The organism is Micromonospora inositola (assembly GCF_900090285.1).
GTDB classification, from domain to species: Bacteria; Actinomycetota; Actinomycetes; order Mycobacteriales; family Micromonosporaceae; genus Micromonospora; species Micromonospora inositola.
Genome location: NZ_LT607754.1, coordinates 552801 through 569359, shown reverse-complemented (window position 1 = coordinate 569359; position 16559 = coordinate 552801). Strand labels below are relative to the sequence as shown.

The 16559-nt window shown below is 67.4% G+C and carries 15 protein-coding genes, 2 tRNA genes and 1 pseudogene; 7 read left to right on the top strand and 11 right to left on the bottom strand.

Going from position 1 to position 16559, the window contains the following annotated elements:
* Positions 1–31: 31 nt before the first annotated feature.
* On the top strand, positions 32–622 hold the full coding sequence (gene orn / locus GA0070613_RS02640; protein ID WP_089010816.1) for an oligoribonuclease: 591 nt from the start codon (positions 32–34) through the stop codon (positions 620–622).
* 160 nt (positions 623–782) lie between these two features.
* Positions 783–855 (top strand) — tRNA-His (locus GA0070613_RS02635).
* Positions 856–968: 113 nt separating this feature from the next.
* On the opposite strand, the gene GA0070613_RS02630 is transcribed toward GA0070613_RS02635, so the two are convergent.
* Together GA0070613_RS02630 and GA0070613_RS02625 are read right to left on the bottom strand one after the other, a co-directional pair.
* Entirely contained in the window at positions 969–2279 is a 1311-nt protein-coding gene (locus GA0070613_RS02630) for a L,D-transpeptidase (protein ID WP_089010815.1), read from the bottom strand.
* A 223-nt stretch (positions 2280–2502) separates the two neighbouring features.
* A complete protein-coding gene (locus GA0070613_RS02625) occupies positions 2503–3768 on the bottom strand; it encodes a L,D-transpeptidase (protein ID WP_089010814.1) in 1266 nt (421 codons plus the stop codon).
* Between the two features lie 187 nt (positions 3769–3955).
* Here GA0070613_RS02625 and GA0070613_RS02620 point away from each other — a divergent pair.
* Positions 3956–4031: transfer RNA gene (locus GA0070613_RS02620), tRNA-Lys, on the top strand.
* Between the two features lie 82 nt (positions 4032–4113).
* Here the strand turns inward: GA0070613_RS02620 and GA0070613_RS32890 are convergent.
* The 4 genes and pseudogenes from GA0070613_RS32890 to GA0070613_RS02605 form a co-directional block, all read right to left on the bottom strand.
* Entirely contained in the window at positions 4114–4362 is a 249-nt protein-coding gene (locus tag GA0070613_RS32890; RefSeq protein ID WP_197699035.1) for a tyrosine-type recombinase/integrase, read from the bottom strand.
* Positions 4363–4813: 451 nt separating this feature from the next.
* Positions 4814–5011 (bottom strand): annotated as a pseudogene (locus GA0070613_RS34280) (tyrosine-type recombinase/integrase); the annotation flags it as partial.
* Between the two features lie 239 nt (positions 5012–5250).
* Positions 5251–5355 carry a hypothetical protein gene (locus GA0070613_RS34275; protein ID WP_231929916.1) on the bottom strand — a complete coding sequence of 35 codons (105 nt, stop codon included), beginning with the start codon at positions 5353–5355 and terminating at the stop codon, positions 5251–5253.
* 74 nt (positions 5356–5429) lie between these two features.
* Positions 5430–5660 (bottom strand): hypothetical protein, encoded by a 231-nt coding sequence (locus tag GA0070613_RS02605; protein ID WP_197699034.1) that lies wholly within the window; start codon positions 5658–5660, stop codon positions 5430–5432.
* Positions 5661–5818: 158 nt separating this feature from the next.
* On the opposite strand from GA0070613_RS02605, the gene GA0070613_RS02600 reads away from it, so the two are divergent.
* Both GA0070613_RS02600 and GA0070613_RS02595 read left to right on the top strand, forming a co-directional pair.
* Positions 5819–6685: a GntR family transcriptional regulator gene (locus tag GA0070613_RS02600; protein WP_089010813.1), complete on the top strand. Its 867-nt coding sequence runs from the start codon at positions 5819–5821 to the stop codon at positions 6683–6685.
* Positions 6682–7899, top strand: coding sequence for an Imm21 family immunity protein (locus GA0070613_RS02595; protein ID WP_089010812.1), 1218 nt, complete (start codon positions 6682–6684; stop codon positions 7897–7899). The genes GA0070613_RS02600 and GA0070613_RS02595 overlap by 4 nt, the downstream gene beginning before the upstream one ends.
* 477 nt (positions 7900–8376) lie before the next feature.
* Here GA0070613_RS02595 and GA0070613_RS02590 read toward each other — a convergent pair whose 3' ends face one another.
* The 3 genes from GA0070613_RS02590 to GA0070613_RS02575 form a co-directional block, all read right to left on the bottom strand.
* Positions 8377–8790, bottom strand: a complete 414-nt coding sequence (locus GA0070613_RS02590; RefSeq protein WP_089010811.1) for a hypothetical protein — start codon at positions 8788–8790, stop codon at positions 8377–8379.
* Between the two features lie 624 nt (positions 8791–9414).
* Positions 9415–10077, bottom strand: a complete 663-nt coding sequence (locus GA0070613_RS02585; RefSeq protein WP_197699033.1) for a hypothetical protein — start codon at positions 10075–10077, stop codon at positions 9415–9417.
* Positions 10078–10372: 295 nt separating this feature from the next.
* Positions 10373–11146: a hypothetical protein gene (locus GA0070613_RS02575; protein WP_157746245.1), complete on the bottom strand. Its 774-nt coding sequence runs from the start codon at positions 11144–11146 to the stop codon at positions 10373–10375.
* A gap of 874 nt (positions 11147–12020) precedes the next feature.
* On the opposite strand from GA0070613_RS02575, the gene GA0070613_RS02570 reads away from it, so the two are divergent.
* Entirely contained in the window at positions 12021–13073 is a 1053-nt protein-coding gene (locus tag GA0070613_RS02570; RefSeq protein WP_231929639.1) for an FUSC family protein, read from the top strand.
* 1023 nt (positions 13074–14096) lie between these two features.
* Entirely contained in the window at positions 14097–14534 is a 438-nt protein-coding gene (locus tag GA0070613_RS02565) for a tetratricopeptide repeat protein (protein WP_172875744.1), read from the top strand.
* A 380-nt stretch (positions 14535–14914) separates the two neighbouring features.
* Here the strand turns inward: GA0070613_RS02565 and GA0070613_RS02560 are convergent, their stop codons facing one another.
* Together GA0070613_RS02560 and GA0070613_RS02555 are read right to left on the bottom strand one after the other, a co-directional pair.
* Positions 14915–15571, bottom strand: coding sequence for a GrpB family protein (locus GA0070613_RS02560; RefSeq protein ID WP_197699032.1), 657 nt, complete (start codon positions 15569–15571; stop codon positions 14915–14917).
* Between the two features lie 161 nt (positions 15572–15732).
* Complete coding sequence (locus tag GA0070613_RS02555; RefSeq protein WP_157746244.1) at positions 15733–16188, bottom strand: hypothetical protein; 456 nt, start codon at positions 16186–16188, stop codon at positions 15733–15735.
* Between the last annotated feature and the right edge of the window lie 371 nt (positions 16189–16559).

The following is a 16559-nucleotide window of genomic DNA, read 5'->3' as shown; positions in this document are numbered from 1 at the left end:
CGGGCGGGTGAGCGGCGCGTAGTCTGGTCCGGTGGCTGATCTTCTCGTCTGGATCGACTGTGAGATGACCGGGTTGGACCTCGGGCGCGACGCGCTGATCGAGGTCGCCGCGCTCGTCACCGACTCCGACCTCAACGTGCTGGGCGAGGGTGTCGACGTGGTCATCCACGCCGGCGAGGCGGCCCTGGAGGGGATGCCGGAGATCGTCCGGACCATGCACGGCAAGTCCGGGCTGACCGAGGAGGTCCGGCGCTCCACGGTCAGTTTGGCCGAGGCCGAGGCCATGGTGCTGGACTACGTCAGGACGCACGTGAAGGTCCCGGGCAGCGCGCCGCTCTGCGGCAACTCGATCGCCACGGACCGGGGCTTCATCGCCCGGGACATGCCGCGCCTCGACGCCCACCTGCACTACCGCATGATCGACGTCTCCTCGATCAAGGAGCTCTGCCGCCGGTGGTATCCCCGGGTGTACTTCGGGCAGCCGCAGAAGGGGCTGGCCCACCGGGCCCTCGCCGACATCCGGGAGAGCATCCGCGAACTGGAGTACTACCGGCGGACGATCTTCGTACCGCTGCCCGGGCCGGACGTGGAGAGCGCCAAGGCCATCGCGGCCCAGCTCTGACCGCTGCGCGCCCCGCCGGCCTCGGCCGCGGATCGGGCTCGCTCAGGCCGGGCGGTGGACAGGGTCCGGTCGGCGGGCCGGAACCCGGTGGACGCGGCCGGCGCGGGTGTGGCTATTATTAGTCCGCGCCCCGCCCGGCTCGTCCGGTGCGGAGAGCATGGTGGCTGTAGCTCAGTTGGCAGAGCACCGGGTTGTGGTCCCGGTTGTCGTGGGTTCAATTCCCATCAGTCACCCGGATCCGGAAGCCCCCTCCCTCGGGAGGGGGCTTCCGTCGTTGTGCGTCCGGGACGGGAAACGGCGGAGCCCCCTCCGGTCGGGGAGGGGGCTCCGGTCGGTCACTGCCCGGTCAGGGCGTCGGCTCGGTGCTCGGGTCGTCCCCTGTGCCGGGCTCGGCGCTGGCCTCGTCGCCGGGCTGCGCCGGCGGCTCGTACGGCAGGGCGCTGCCCTTGACGTACTCGTCCCAGCTCAGGTTCCAGTCGGTCCAGCCGTTGCCGTTCTGGAGCTTCCGCTCGGTGCCCTTGACCGTGATCGGGTCGCCGATCCGAGTGTTGGTGAAGAGCCAGGCCCCGTCGGCCATCGACACGTTCACGCAGCCGTGAGAGACGTTTACCGTGCCCTGCTGCCCCTCGGACCAGGGCGCCGCGTGGATGAACTCGCCGCCCCAGGTCAGCCGCTGGGCGAAGTCGATCTTCGTGCGGTAACCCTCCTCCGGGCCCAGCTCCTCCATGGTGTCGAAGACCGTCTTGCGGAGCTTCTCGATCACCACCATGGTGCCGCTGGACGACGGGGTGGTCTTCTTGCCCAGGCTGACCAGGATCGTCTTGATCACCCTGCCGTCCTTGGTGACCGTCATCCGCTTGGTGCGGTTGTCGACGGTCATCACGAACGACGGACCGATCTTGACATCCACGGTGAGGTCCGAGCGGCCGTACCAGCCGTCGCCCAGGGGCAGGCCACCCGCCTGCACCCGGTACGACACCGTGGTGTTGGCCTTCCAGAACGTCTTCGGCCGGTAGCGGACCTCGGTGGGGCTGACCCAGTGCCAGACGCCCTCCTGGGCCGGCTTGCTGGTCACCGTCATCCGGCGCTGGACGTCGTCCCGGTAGTCCTGCGGGATGGCCCGGCTGAACCGGATGATCAGCGGCATCGCCACGCCGACCACCTGGTTGTCGCCGAGGAAGCTGCTCACCCGGATCTGCTGGGCGGGCTTGGCCATGGTGGTGAAGGCGCTGGTCGCGGTGGCCGGCTTGCCGTCGTCACCGGTCGCGGTCACCGTCGCCGTGTACTTCTCGCCGTACTCCAGGGCGCCGTCGGGAAGCCAGCTCTTCCCGTCGGCGGAGAGCTCGCCCTCGACCGTCTCGCCGGCCGAGTCCTTGAGCTCGACGCTGGTCTCCTGAGCGTCCTTCGTGGTGAAGGTGATGGCGGTGGAGGCCGGCACGTCGGCGGCGTCGGCCTGGGGCTCGGTGATCGTGGCCGCCGCCTTCGGCTGGCTCTCCCCGCCACCCTGCCAACTCGACGGCTTGCCACCGTCGTCGCCGCTGGTGCAGGCGGAGGTCAGGGCCATGGCGGCGGCGAGCACCACCGCCGCGAACCCGCGACGTCGCCCGCCGCGCCGGGCGGCCCCGCGCCGGATCAGCTCGTCCTGGCTAGCTTCCATGATTCCCTCACAGTCGTGGTCCCCGGGTGCCATAGTCCCCTACTGATGCAGGAATTCGAATACCCGTTCCCGCAGCTGAACCCGAACATCCCGACCATGATGCACCGATTTTGGTACGCTTCGCGCTTCGCGAGTGAGGCACGTCTCCATCAACGACGGCGGCGCAAGCGTCCATCGTCACGGACCGTTGCCCGCCGGGCCTGCCGGGCAACGGCACCCGCGCTCAGAAGGCCGGGCCCACCCCGCCCTTCGGCACCGGGAGAGCACTGCCCGCGATGAACTCCGACCAGCTCATGTTCCACGCGGTCCAGCCGTTGCCCGGGACCAGCTTCCGCGAGGTGCCGCGGACCGTGATCGGGTCACCGACCAGCGTCCGGTCGAAGAGCCATTTGCCGTTCGCCATGGAGACGTTGACGCAGCCGTGCGAGACGTTCACCCGGCCCTGCACCCCCTCGGACCAGGGGGCGGCGTGGATGTACTCACCGCCCCAGGTGATCCGCTGGGCGAAGTCGATCTTTGTGAGGTACTGGTTGTCCGGGTCCGGCTCGTCCCGGGTGTCGAAGACCGTCGACTCCTTCTTCTCCATCACCACCATGGTGCCGCTGGAGGAGGGGGTGCTCTTCTTGCCGAGGCTCACCGGCACGGTCCGGATCAGCGCGCCGTTCTCGTACACGGTCATCTTCTTGCTGGCGTTGTCGACCTTCATCTCGAAGGCGCGGCCGATCTTGGCGGTCGCGGTCCGGTCGACGTTGCCGTAGCGGCCGTTGCTGAGCGGGATGCCGGCCAGGGCCAGCCGTACGGAGATCGTGGTGCCCGGCTTCCAGTACTCCGGCGCCCGGTAGTACGCCTGGGTGCCGTTGTAGAGCCAGTGCCACGCGCCCGGCTGCGGCGGGTCGGTGCTGACGAACATCCGCTTCTGCACGGCCGCGCGGTCCTTCTTCGGGATGCCCGGGGAGAACTCGGCCACCACCGGCATGCCGACCCCGTAGGTCTTGCCGTCGAACATGTACAGCCCGGAGCCGATCATCGACTTCGGCTTGGCCATCGTGGTGAAGGTGCTGGCGCCCTCGTGGGTCTGGCCGTCCGTACCCGTTCCGGAGACGGTCGCGGTGTACCGGGTGGCGTACTTCAGTGAGGTGGACGGCACCCACGACGAGCCGTCGCGGCGCATCCGGCCCTCGACGGGCTTGCCGTTGGCGGCGGTGAGCACGACCTTCGACACCTTCCCGCCGCCCGGGATCTTGGCGCTGATCTCGGTGCTGACCGGCCGGCCGTCCGCCCCGTCGGCCGGACTCACCTGGAGCGCCGCAGCGGCCGGCTGTGGTGAGGGCTCGACGCTCGCCGTCCCCTCGGCCGCCGAGACGCTGGCTGGCTGGCCGCCACTGACGAACGCCGGCTTCTTCTGGTCGTCGCCGCACCCGGTCAGTGCCAGCGACGCCGTCAGGACCAGGACGCCCACCATCGCCCCGCTCCGCGCCAACCTGCCCATCCCCACCTCTGTTCTCGCGTGCCTGGCGCACATCGTGCCCCATGAACGCCGTCACCTCGGTCCCCTCGGTCGGCGCGCTGGGCACCTTGTCCCGCTTTGCGCCTTAAGCTCGACCGAAGAGGGGAGCCGGGGATCGGATTGGAACCCGGGTCGAGGGGCGTGCTAGTGTCTTCTCCGTTGCCAGCGAGCGCCGCTAGCTCAACTGGCAGAGCAGCGGACTCTTAATCCGCGGGTTCGGGGTTCGAGTCCCTGGCGGCGCACCACTGAAGGCCCAGGCCACAGCCCATCTCGGCTGTGCCTGGGCCTTCGCGGTTTTCAGCGGTACAGCCATCGGTACAGCCAAGCTCAACCGAAGAGCCGGTCGGCGGCCGCGTCCATGGCCGCCCGCTCGACCTCGGCCAAGACGTGTGTGTACGTGTTCATCGTCAATGTGATCTGGCTGTGGCCGAGGGTCTTCATCACCGTGCGGGGGGATGCGCCCGACGCGAGAAGGAACGTGGCGCAGGCGTGTCGGAGATCGTGCAGCCGTAGCCAGGGCAGGCCTGCGCGCGCTCGCGTCGCATGCCAGGCGCGGTCGACGTTGCGCGGCTCCATGGGCGTGCCGATCGTGGAGGCGAAGATCAGGCCTTAAGTCCTGCCAACGCTCGCCCGCCTGGAGCCGTTCGGCAGCCTGCCGGCGCCGATGGGCGCGGATGAGCGCCAAGGTCTGTTCGGGAACCGGCACGGTACGACGCGAGCGTTCCGTCTTCGGTTCCGCGAAGTGGAGCTGTCCGCCAGCGCGGAGCAGGGTTTGCCGAACGGTGAGGGTGTCAGCCGCGAGATCCACGTCACTCCAGCGCAGCCCGAGCAGCTCGCCGCGCCGCAGACCGACGGTCAGGGCACAGACCCACAGCGCTTCGAGCCGATCACCCCGGATTGTTTCGATCAAGCGCCGGGCTTCCTCGACCGTCAGTGCCCGCCGCTCCTGATGGCGGATCGACGGAGCCCGGACGGCAAGCGCGGGCTTACGGTGCAACAGCTCCTCGCGTACCGCGTCGCCCAGGACATTTCGGATCATGCCGTGAATGTGACGTACGGTGGTTGCCGAAAGATCTGCGCTCGCCTTCGCGGCGAGGACGCGACGGATCATCGTCGGTGTGAGCTTGCTCAACGCCACGTTGCCGAGCGCCGGCCGAATGTGGCTCTCGATCAACCAGCGGTAGCCGCGAAGCGTGGACGGCCGAGTGCCCTCCTGAGCCTTCATAGCGATCCACTCGTCCAACCAGTCCGACAGAGTGCGCGGCTGCGCGGCGAGGTTTTCGCCCAGATCATGCCGGCGCCGCAGCTCATCACGCTTGCGGATCGCCTCTGCCTCGGATTTCGCGTAGACGTACTTGCGCCTGCGTTTGCCGTCGATCCAACCGAGGTCGACCACGGCCGCCCATATACCGGGCCGCTGCTCATACACCGAACCCTCACCATGAGAGCGGCGACGCCGGCCGGTCATGCCGCGGCCTCCTCGGTTGCCGACAGGAAGTCATCAATCGCGGCGATCGGGATGAGGCGAGCCCGACCCAGCTTCACCGACCGCAAACGCCCGGACCGCATCAGGACGTAGACGGTGTCGCGGCAGACGCCCAGCAGGGCGGCAGCCTCAGCCGGACGAACACTCTTCTTCTCCATCATGCTTGCTTCCCTTCCTGCTCCTCTGACTGAGCTGAGCCGATTGCCGAATCGGGCGGGTCGGCGGTGCGTCTGGCGGCGTCGAGCTGCGCGCGCCATTGGATGCGTTCGGATATCGCGCGCAGGACCCGGTGCGCGAGGGGTGCAACATCGGGGTCGGTGGGTTTGGCGAGTTCCCATGCGTGCCGCTGCTCTCCGCCGGCCGGGGCGGTGTCGGCGTCGGTGGTCACGCCCAGGAGTGCTTTGACCCAGTCGCGGCGGTCGGCGAGGGTCTTTCCGGACCACTGGCGGGAGATGAGGACCCGGAGGTAGGCCAGCCTGGCTAGCCAAGTCAATAGCTACGCGCCGATTCGTCTAGCTTGGCTAGCCAGCACCTACGCTGGCCGGCATGACCAGCGAACTGGAAAACCTGGCCGGGCTGGACCCGGATGACCCCAGGCCCCCGTCGCAGCAGATCGCCAATGTTCTGCGAGCTGCGATCCGTACCCGGAAGTTCGAGCCTGGCGAGCGACTGCCGTCGCAGAACGACCTGGCCGAGCGCTACAACGTCGCCCGAGAAACGGTCAAGACGGCGCTGCGCATCCTGCGCGACGAGCGCCTGATCGTCACCCGCCAGGGCAGCGGCGCATTCGTCCGCGCACAGACCGAGCGCCCGGTAGGGCTGCGGCCGCACGTCGAGGCCGCCTTCGAGCGCGCCCACGTCACGATCGATTTTGCCGGCTTTTCCGGCGAGACCCTCCACGGAGTGCTGACCGAGCCACTCGACAAGATCCGCGCAGGGCTGCTGACGCCTGAGTCCGTTACCGTTCGCATCCTGCTCCCCGACACTAGGCAGCCGATGGCCCTGCCGTGCCTGGCCGAGACGCAGTCCGACGACCCCGGCGTACGCGAGCGCGCCGAGCGGATCACCCGCCGGCATACCGAGGCAATTGTCGAGGCAGTCCGCGAACTCGGAGAGCTCGGCCTGGTCAAGGAAGCCGTAGCAGATGTGCGAGTGCACCGCGCAGCGCCGCTGTTCAAGCTCTACATCCTCAACGGCGAAGAGGTCTTCTTCGGCTTCTATCCCGTGGTCGAGCACACGGTGACGATCGAGGGGAAGGAAGTCGGGATCTTCGATCCGATGGGCAAGGACGCGATCCTGTTCCATCGGGCCGTCAGCGACGACGAGACGTCGGATGCGCAGCAGTATGTGGAGCAGGCCCGAACCTGGTTCGACTCCATGTGGTCCACGATCGCCCACGAGTTCCAGCCATGACCCCGCCACACGACCGGCTCACCGAAGTCGCTGAGCGAGCCGAGGCTGTACTCATCGACTTCGACGGTCCGATCTGCAGCGTCTTCGCAGGGAAGTCCGCGCCGAGCATCGCGGCAGACCTTCGCCAGCTGATCCTCAGCCGAGGCGTCGACCTGCCCGACGAGCTGCGAGACCAGGACGATCCGCTGGAGCTCTTCCGCGCGGCCACCGCGTTTGCGCCCCAGCTGGTCGACACCCTCAGTTCGGCCCTTGAGGCGGCGGAGGTCGAGGCCGCAGCAACCGCGGAGACGACTATCGGAGCGTTCGACGTCGTCCGGGCGTGCGTCGCCACCGGGCGAGGCCTAGCCATCGTCAGCAACAACTCCACCGCAGCCATCAGCACTTACCTCGGGCGCCGCGACCGCGCTCGGTACTTCGCCGCTGTCATCGGACGAGGCGAGCGCCCGGAACTGATGAAACCCAGCCCGATTCCGGTCGTGCAAGCACTCCAAGCGCTGAACGTCCGACCCAGCGCCGCCGTCCTGGTCGGCGACTCCACCAGCGACATCGAAGCCGCCCACGCTGCCGGCGTCCCCTGCATCGGGTACGCCAACAAGCCGGGCAAGGCCGAACGTCTTGCCGCCGCCGGCGCCGATGCGATCGTTACGGACCTGAGCCACCTGGCGGCTGTCCTCGCCCGTACGCGCAAACCACAAAGCCAGCTGCCGTGGGTCGAATCGGCCGGCGGACCACTCGTCCTCGTGCCGTCATCAGCCCTCCCCAAGTGGAGAGGCGCACCATTCGACTTCGACCCCGGCGACCTCGACACCTGGGGCGACTACGGTCGCGCTTGCCAGATCGACGGCTACGCCGGTGTCCTGGATGCCGGTGACGACCAGGCGCTCGTCCTGGGCGACGAGCCAGCATCAACCACATACCTGCCGGACCAGCGACTCTTCGTCCGGTGGATCTACGCCAGCTCCGAGGCAGACCTCATCCGTCTCATTCCCAAAGCAGTCGAGACAGCCGATTGGGAAGACGCGGGCACATGGACGACCAGCGGACCGGGGCAGTTGTTCGACTCCACGCTCGCCGGCGACGAGCTTGAGCACGAGCCCCACCTCAAGGTGGACCTAGCTCCTGGCACCTATCTGATCCGCACTGCTTACGTGGAGCCCGAGGATAGGACGGCAATGGTGCTGGTCCAACTGGCTGAGCAGAGGCCGCCAGCTTGAGCACTCGCGCGCAGGCGCGGTGACGGCGTAGGTCTATGCCCACCACATGCTTAAATCCGTCCCAGCACATGCACGACAGCTGGCCTTGGTTGCTCGGTAGTCCTGGTTACAGTGGGTGATTCCTGGGCGGCGTCGGTGCACTCACATGCCGAGTTGAGTACGTTGGCCTGCCGGTCTTCGGTCGGGGTCAGTCGAGCTGCTCGAACTGGAGGTTGGCGTGCAGGACCTCTGACGTGTTCGCGATCTCGACGCCTTCCTGGGTAAAAGTCGAACGCGGCGTGCAGTACAACGTCGATGTACTGCGAATGGGCCGCACCGAACTCCATGCGGGTGATGTCGACCGGGTTTTGGCGCCCACCCAGGTAGACGCTCGTATCAATATAGCCAGTATGCGGGTTGATCGGGAAGTCGAAGGTTCGGCAGTCAGCGCAGCGCGAGTGAGGTCTGGTTGCCGCCCAGATCAGCAGACGAGATGCCTCAGGCTCCTCCTGGGCCCGGGTACTTGAGTGTTACCTCGGCGGCCCAGCCGGTACCCCCTGGCGGTTGCTTCCACTCGGCAGCACGCTTTTTCGCGATCGGCAGGTTGGGCCACCGCTTACGCGCCGCCTGCCGGCTGGCGCCCACCGCCGCGCCAAGCTCGGGATAGCCGGCACCGCACTCCACCGCTTCCTCGGCGCTTGCCGACACGAGCTCGGCGAGCACAGCCCGCATCTGCTCGCTGACCGTCATGCGTGCGAGATGAGTCCGCATCCGCTCCGCGTAGCTCGGCTCGTGGTCCGCCCTACGCCTGGCATCCAGCCCGGGCTCCTCGAGCCGCTGTGCCCAACCGATGGCGATCGTCCTCAACTGCCATCGCATTTCCTGCCGCTCGTCAGGTGTCAGATCCCGCATGACGACCCCTCCTCAGTGGTCTCACACTTCAGAGTCCGCCCGACAATCAAGGTTGTCAACCGCTGTACGCGTATCACTGCGCCCCTGCGGCAGTCAGTGCAGACCGGTCCTTGCCGGGCAAATCAATGAACTCGCCCCGCCGGATCACCGTCTTGATGATCTCGGGCCCATCAGTGCCGGGGCGGAAGGTCGTGGGGTCGAAACGGTCGGCTGCGGAGAACGGCGCGAGCGGTACCGTGACTGCCCAGGTACCGGCAGCTGGGCCTGACCGCAGCGGTGACAGGTAGACGATCTGACCGGGCTCGCAGCCGCAATAGCTCGTCCGAAAGTTCGAGCATGACGGGCATGCTAGGCGCTGAGTCAGGCGCTCTGCCCTCATGGCCTGCGTGATATCAGTTCCGGACTGCGCCGGGCGCACTCTTCTGCCGCCGACCGTGCGCGCTGGGCCTCGATGCGCCGTGACGCTCGGTCTTCAACAGCAGCTGGCGCGGCTGGGAATCATCTGAGTGGGGTCCTCACCGAGCGATCGGCGGCGGTCTTGCGGAATCCGCAGCATGGCGAGCTGTTCATCGTTGACCAGCCGACGCAACCCTGCCCTGCCCACGCGGACGCCCGGGCCCGCGCTCAGTCCACGTCGGCCGGGATCGGCTCGAACGACGTCCCGTCCGCCGGGCCCACCTCGTGCAACCGCCCGTCCCGCACCAGGTACACGAAATTGTGCCGGGTCCGCGCGGCGAAGTCGGCCCGCTGCTCGTCGGTCCAGTCGTCGCGGTGGGTGCGGGGGTACTCGGCGTGGTCCGGTTCGGTCAGCAGCCGGACCACGTAGACGGCGTTGGCGCGCACCTCGATACGCCAGCGGTCGTCGGGCCACTCGCCCTCGGCCTCGATGACGCCGTCGACGATGTGGTCGAAGGTGAACCTGTCCAGCGCGGGCGGATACACCCTGCCGGGCACCGGGTCGACCCGCTCGCGCACGACGGTGGCGTCCTGCTTCAGGAAGGTGTGCACCAGGTACCCCATCCAGAATTCGGCATCGTAGAACTTCTCGTGCTCGTTCCAGGCGATCGCGGTGCCGTCGGCGGTCGGCGCCCACTTGCACCAGTACCCGGGCTTGCTCGGGTCTGGATCCCTGGCGTCCTCGATCTCGTCGCCGTAGCCAAGGGCGTAGGGGCCGGTGGACCGGGGTTCGTGCCTGGTCTCGGCGAACGCCAGCAGGTAGTCGATCTCGTGCTGGTTCAGCGGAGGAGTGATCGTCACCTGGCCGGCAAACGTGGTCTCGTAACCCACGGCGGTTCCCTTCCACGAAGCGTCGCATGTGTATACCAAAGCGTGGAAAGCGCTGATCCGAGCGTGCAGGAGTTCGGGAGTGGAGCTGACCGGCACGTTGGCGGAGACCCACTGGGAATCGCATCGACCTGCGATCTTCGGGGCGGCCTACCGGATCCTCGGTTCCGAGGCCGAGGCCTGCCTGTCGGCGGCGTGGCAGCGCAGGAGCCGAACGCAAGATCTGAAATCGGCGAAGACATCCGCTTCTGCCGCCGACCGCACGTACGTTCATCCTCCGCCTCGTCGAACGGGGTGCTTACACGTCGACGAGTAGAAGTCCGTCGTTGTTGAGGTTCACGTCGGGCGTGGCGGCGTCTGGAGCGTAGGTGGTCACCGCCAGGGTCCGACGGCCGTCGAAGCGAAGCTGCTGGCCGGGCACGAGGACGTGGCCTTCGGCGAGCATTCGGGCGAGGTGGTTGAGGATCCGTGCGGTGTCTTCGATACGGTCGGCGGGTACACCGGAAATCAGGTCCGGCTGGCCGAACTTGATCATGCCGCGGGTATGTACGGGGTGCCCGAACCCAGGTGCCGGATCGGTTTCCGCGATCAGACTCACCTCCTGCTGGATGGTGAACGGCCGGTGGGGTGAAAGTGACGCCAGGGCTGGCCCGGAAAGCCAGTTGCAGGCATAGGTATCCAACGTCGCGCAGCTGCCGGCGTCGGCGAGCATGGTTGCCACCGCCCAGGCAAGTTGCAGATGCGTGAGGTCCGCCGGATCGTCGACCTCCACGGTAATCGAGTAGCAACACGATGCCGCGTCGAGGCGATCAAGGTTGTCCAGTTGTCGGGCGGCGATGTTGCGCAGAGCACCGGTGCGCCAGCCGTCGATCCAGGTGGGGCTGTCCACGTACTGGTGGACGCGCAGGTCGAGCGCGGCGGTGGGGGCGGTCTTCGGGACGGCGTCGTGAAGCCCGAGGTCGGGCCGGGTGTTCAGCACGTCCTCGTCGGCGAAGGCGATCAGTGTTACGGCGGCGCGGCGACCAGTTGGGCGAAACGCAGGACGACGCCAAGGGGCGATCGGAGCAGTCACCGCGGCATCCTTCCACAGCCTTCAACGAGCCGCGCCGGCCAGCGGTCGCACACATCTGCCGCGATCCGCGCTCGGCTGTCGCAGATCAGTTGGCGGACGACTGTCGCGCATCAGTCGACGGAGGACATCTGCATCTCGACAGCTCGCCGGATGCTCGCCGGATGCTCGCCGGACGGATGCTCGCCGGATGAAGTTGCCGAATTCCGCTCTATCAGATCAAGGCGGCCCGCAAAGCGGGCCGCGCCGGCCCGGCCCCGGCCTGCTGGCGACCTCCGGCCGGCATCGGCCGGGCCAGCCGGCCACCTTTAGGACGGCCAGGACCCAGGAAGACCTCGGGGCTCCGCCCCGAACCCCGGCCCTCCTCAGAGATGCCGCCGCGGCTCACCTCGCCAGGCACCACAAGGGCTACCAGCCTCCCCGGACGGGGCCAAGGTCGTTCGTCCGGTAGGGCGCTCCACCTTGTCCCCGTCCGGGGAGGCTGGACGGTCTGGCGACTGCCCGACGAGGAGATCCGCTTCAACAGCCCGGAGCTCAGCAACCGCGAAGATCCGGCTCGACTGCTACGGAATGCACCCAACAGATACGGACAGCACCCACAGTTGTCCCGCCCTGAACGCGGCCAGCTGCTCGGCCGCCAGCTCGAAGTGCAGCGGACGCGAAGCATTCAGGGGCCAGCCGAGGCCACGAGAGACCACCGCGACCAGGCGGCCAGGCCAGTAGGCAGCCGGACATCGACAATTCAGGGATCTCGAGCATGCAACGTCTGTTGGCATAGGACGATGTCGTTGGGCAGCCGATGGACTCGCGGAGGTGAAAGGTGCTCAGCCGGCTTCGGAGCACTTCGCGGGAGAGCGTACGGCGGACAGGCCGAGATGTGTACGAGCGCCTTCGCACGTACCTCATCGTCGCGGCGCAGGCGGGTTTGGCGGCCGAGCTGTCCTGGTTCATCACGCGCGATGTGCTGCACAATGCGGAGCCGTTGTTCGCGCCCGCCGTCGCGGTCGGCACGATCGCGGGAGCCATCGGTAATCGGATCAGGCGGACGCTGGAGGTCATTGCCGGGGTGATCGTGGGGGCGGTGGTCGCGCATTTGATCACACGGACGATCGGGGCAGGGCCGGCACTAACGGGCGTGGTCGTGGCAGTGGCCATCTCGGCGGCAGTCGCGGTTCGGGGCACCGGCGCGGTCACGGCGCAGGCAGGCGGCACAGCCTTGCTGTTGGGATCGGTGGCGCAAGGACCGGATCTGGTTGTGTCGAAAACGGAAAGTGCGGTAGTCGGTGGTGTGGTCGCCATCGCCGTCGCGTACCTGATCCTGCCACTCAACCCGATGCGCGTCGCACATCGCACCGTCCGTCCGACGGTGGATGCCTTCGCCCGTGAACTGACCGCTAGCGCCGACGCACTGACCCACCGTGACCTTCAACAGGCCGAGGACGCCCTACAACGCTTCTCCGCCGCATGGGAGCAAAGACAGAAGACGTCCGAGCTGGTCGAGGCAGCGCAGCAGGTCGTGGTCCTCTCACCGTGGCGAAGACGACGACTCGGCATGCTGCGCCGGTACCAGCACGCCGCCGAGCACCTCGAAGACGCCTACAGCAGCGCATGCGAGATGCTGCAGTGGGCGACGGCGACCATACGCGCCGGTGAGCCAGTGCCGGCCGGCCTTCCCGCGTCGATCGAGCACCTCGGCCAGGCGCTGAGGCTCCTGTACCGTGACTTCCTCGCCGGCGGCGAGCCGGATCCTCCGCGCGCGCGGGCACAGCAGGCGATCAAAGACGTCAACGAGGCATGCGCCGAAGGCGTCGAGTTCTCCGGGACAGTGGTCGCCACGCGAGTGCGCGCTGTCGCCAGTGACCTGCTCCAAGCGTCCGGACTGCCACAAGCCGAGGCGAACAAGCAGGCGGGCCTAAAGGCCGACGTCTAGCCAAGACGCCTGCGATCCGACTCCTGCCGGACCGCTCCGGTGAGGTCACGCCATGCACCGCCGAGGTCTTCATCATCCGGTCGACCATCGCCCGCTGTACGTCTTCAAGGCGGCCCGTATAGCGGGCCGCGCCGGCCCGGCCCCGGCCTGCTGGCGACCTCCGGCCAGCATCGGCCGGGCCGGCCGGCCACGCTGACGGACGACAAGACCCTTAAAACCTCAGGGCTCCGCCCCGAACCCCGGCCCTCCTCAGAGATCAGCCCAAACAGCCGCGCTACATCCTCCGCGACGTCTCCACGGCCCCACGCGCCCCATGAACTACCGGGCTGGTTGATCAACGGGGATGCATGCCAACCCGCGCTCGGCGATTGACGTCCAAGCGAAGGCGGGTTATTTGAGCAGATCGGACACGACTATTACCACGAAGATCAGGATGACCGCCTCGCTGATGAGCCACGAGTGTGCGTTGGCCCAGCAACGGGTGACAGCAACGGCGCTGGACAGGCCCACGCAGCAGCGGACGAGTAGAGCGCTTCCACCAGTAGTTGCCGACGCTCCTGCACGGAACCAGACAACCCGGCCGCGGCTACGAATCAGAAGGTCGACGGTGCATGGCTGTACAGCCAGCGGTACAGTCCAGCGGGTCCGCCAAGAACGACAGCAGCGACACATCCCGACCGTGCGACCAGGCACCCGGTCCTCTGACCCGGCATCCGCGATCTTCTCTTAGTCCGCGGGTTCGGGGTTCGAGTCCCTGGCGGCGCACCAGCAATCATCTGGGCATTCACCCTCACGGGTGGGTGCCCAGATGTCGTTTCCGGGTGAGTGACAGCAACGGCGACAGCAACCGTGTCACTCGTCAGCGTCATCACCCGCCTCCGCTTCCGGCTCGCTGAGCGCCGCGTCCATGTGGCCTGCCGCCTCCTGCTGCATCGCCGGCATGACGTGCCCGTAGATGTTCATGGTCACCGCGATCTTGCGCAGCGAGCCAAGGCGTGGGCAAGGTTGGGTGACAGGCGGCAGGTGGAGACAGCCCTGGACCGGGGGAGGGCATTGCTTGAATCCCTTCCGTACCCGGAGGACCCCGATCACCACTTCGTGGCGGACCCGGCGAAGTTCGACTTCTACGCCATGGACTGCTACCGCCTCGCTGGCGAGGACCGCCTAGCAGAGATGTACGCGCGGGAGGTTATCCGCTCTTCGACCGGCCCGGACGGCACGGAACGTAAGCCCATGCGTAACGCCGAAGCGCGGATCACTCTCGGGGTGGTGGCGGCGCGATCGGGCGACCTGGAGCGCGCAGTCTCGTACGGACGCCGCGCACTAGCGGGCGATCGGAAGTCGCTTCCGTCGTTGCTCATGTGCTCTAAGGAGTTGGCGACTCTTCTGCGGGAGAGGTACCCCCACGAGCCGGAGGCGGTCTCCTACCTCGACGAGGTGCGAGCGCTCAGCGCGAGCTGACACCGTCCGCGCTGTCGTCTGTCTCTGCTCGGACTGGCCGACCACCGACGCCAGGGCGAGGGCGGCTCTCATGCCAGGAGATCACTCGGCTCGGCCGCCACATGTGGGTACGTCCGACCGTCGGATCAGGCTCCGGCATCTGGCCCCGCTTCCGGTAGTTGATCACGGTCGCCACCTTCACCCCGAGGTACGAGGCAACGTCGGAGGTCGTCCACCACTCCGCGGTCGTTTCTGGGCCGGTTCCCACGGCACCCATTCTGGCAGAAGCGGCGACCCAGCCGCCGAGGTGAGCCGGCCGGCTGCCGATGTCTAGTCCCACCACATGCTTGACGCTCGGTCTAGAAGACGCACCGATTGACGAGGTGGACCGGGGCCGGCGGTTACGTTGTGCTGCTGGGCTTGCTGATCTTCATGTCTCTGGGTGTGGCCCGCGCCCGAGCCGCTTCGGTCAGCTTCCCGATCAGGTCAGTCTTGCCCTCGGTGTACGCCTCACGGTCGTTCGGATAGCGGTCTGCCAGGTCTCGCTTGAGGGCTTCGTAGTCGGCACGGGCGTCGGGATGGGCTCGTAGGTAGTCCCGGAAGGCCAAGACGTTGACGTAACGCGGCGAGCCGGTCGGTACCAGGTGCAGGTAATGGGTCCGGTGGCTGGGGCGTGGCTTGCAGAACCAGTGCATGGCCTCAGCGAGATAGGGCCAGTAGCGGTAGCTCAGCGGCTTCAGCAGTTCGATGCAGGGGCGCGACAACTCCAGGTCCGCGACGCCAACCATGATGTCGATGACCGGCTTGGCGGCGAGCCCGGGCACTGCTGTGCTGCCGACGTGGTGGACACCGCCAGTGATCCAGGGACCGATGGTCCGGCTGATCACGCTGGCCTCCTCGTCGAACCGCTCGGCCCAGGCGGCGTCGTGCGGCTCGATGTGGATAGTGGCGTTGACCTCGTGCGAATCGCTGCTATGGCTGTCCGGCATATCGGCCACTTTGCCAGGGAAGCCGTTCCGTCGCCGCCCCAGCAGTAAGCCGACGATCATGTCAAGCATCTGGTGAACCCGCCCTGTCAACCATGTCTCGTGACGGGACACCGGCCGGCTGCCGAATGTCGGGTCTCAGGACGTGCGTGATGGCAGATCAGTCTCAGGACGTGGGTGACACGTCCGGCTAGACGATCTTTGAGTGGGGGCAGCGCTCGTGGATGCCCTGGTTAACTGGGGTTCGCAAGGACTTCGATGTCGATCGGCTCTTGGCTGTTGAGGTAGAGGACGTACCCCGCTTCTTGGTCCTCGATCGCTTCGACAGGACCCACCTCAAGCACGTAGTCCGGCCGGGGTAGGACTCCGAAGTCGGCCGGAGGGTCGAACCTCTCGATCGCAGTAACCCGCATTTCCGTCGGTGGGATGCCCACGAAACAAGGGTCACCAGCTTGGAGTTCGGAGGCGTCGGGCTCCAGTCGCCAGGGTGTATTGCGCCAGCCGTGAGCCTCAGGGTCGCGAGGGAAGCCGATGGTGCAGTCCCAGGAGTTGGCTGACTCGGGGTCAGCCTCCCACCATGGCCAGTCAATGGTCAGGCGCTGGGGTGTGGTCCTGACGACCCGTGCGTCGAACGCCTCGGCTGAGATCATGAGCAGGTCGCCGACCGTATAGCCGAGCGCCTCCGTCAACCTGACGCTATCCACGGTCTGATCTGCCCGTTTCCTCGCTCCAGCTCATGACCGACAAAGCTAGGAACTGAACCGCAGGGCGTCAAGGGACAGCGGACCCCATGGGTTGTGGGCTCGGCCCCGCGGTCGGCGTGGTCAGGGAGCGGAGTGTCACGCAGGTCCTGAGACCGCCGTGTCACGCAGGTGCCGAGACCTGACACGGCCGGCTGCCGGCGGCTGCCGGCGTAGTTGTTCAAAGTTTCTGTACGTCTTCAAGGCGGCCCTGAACGGGCCGCACGCGCCGCCGCCTGGGCGCGCGCCGGCCGCTGCCGCTGTCGCTTTGCGGCCGTCACGCCTGTGCCCGGCGGCTGGCGCGGACAGCGGAAAGCCCG

Bases quoted from the DNA above. Each gene is read 5' to 3' on its own strand.
- GA0070613_RS02630 (WP_089010815.1), bottom strand. From the start codon at position 2,279: ATGGAAGCTAGCCAGGACGAGCTGATCCGGCGCGGGGCCGCCCGGCGC.
- GA0070613_RS02625 (WP_089010814.1), bottom strand. From the start codon at position 3,768: ATGGGCAGGTTGGCGCGGAGCGGGGCGATGGTGGGCGTCCTGGTCCTG.
- GA0070613_RS32890 (WP_197699035.1), bottom strand. From the start codon at position 4,362: ATGGAGCCGCGCAACGTCGACCGCGCCTGGCATGCGACGCGAGCGCGC.
- GA0070613_RS34275 (WP_231929916.1), bottom strand. From the start codon at position 5,355: ATGCGGTCCGGGCGTTTGCGGTCGGTGAAGCTGGGTCGGGCTCGCCTC.
- GA0070613_RS02600 (WP_089010813.1), top strand. From the start codon at position 5,819: ATGACCAGCGAACTGGAAAACCTGGCCGGGCTGGACCCGGATGACCCC.
- GA0070613_RS02595 (WP_089010812.1), top strand. From the start codon at position 6,682: ATGACCCCGCCACACGACCGGCTCACCGAAGTCGCTGAGCGAGCCGAG.
- GA0070613_RS02590 (WP_089010811.1), bottom strand. From the start codon at position 8,790: ATGCGGGATCTGACACCTGACGAGCGGCAGGAAATGCGATGGCAGTTG.
- GA0070613_RS02560 (WP_197699032.1), bottom strand. From the start codon at position 15,571: ATGCTTGACATGATCGTCGGCTTACTGCTGGGGCGGCGACGGAACGGC.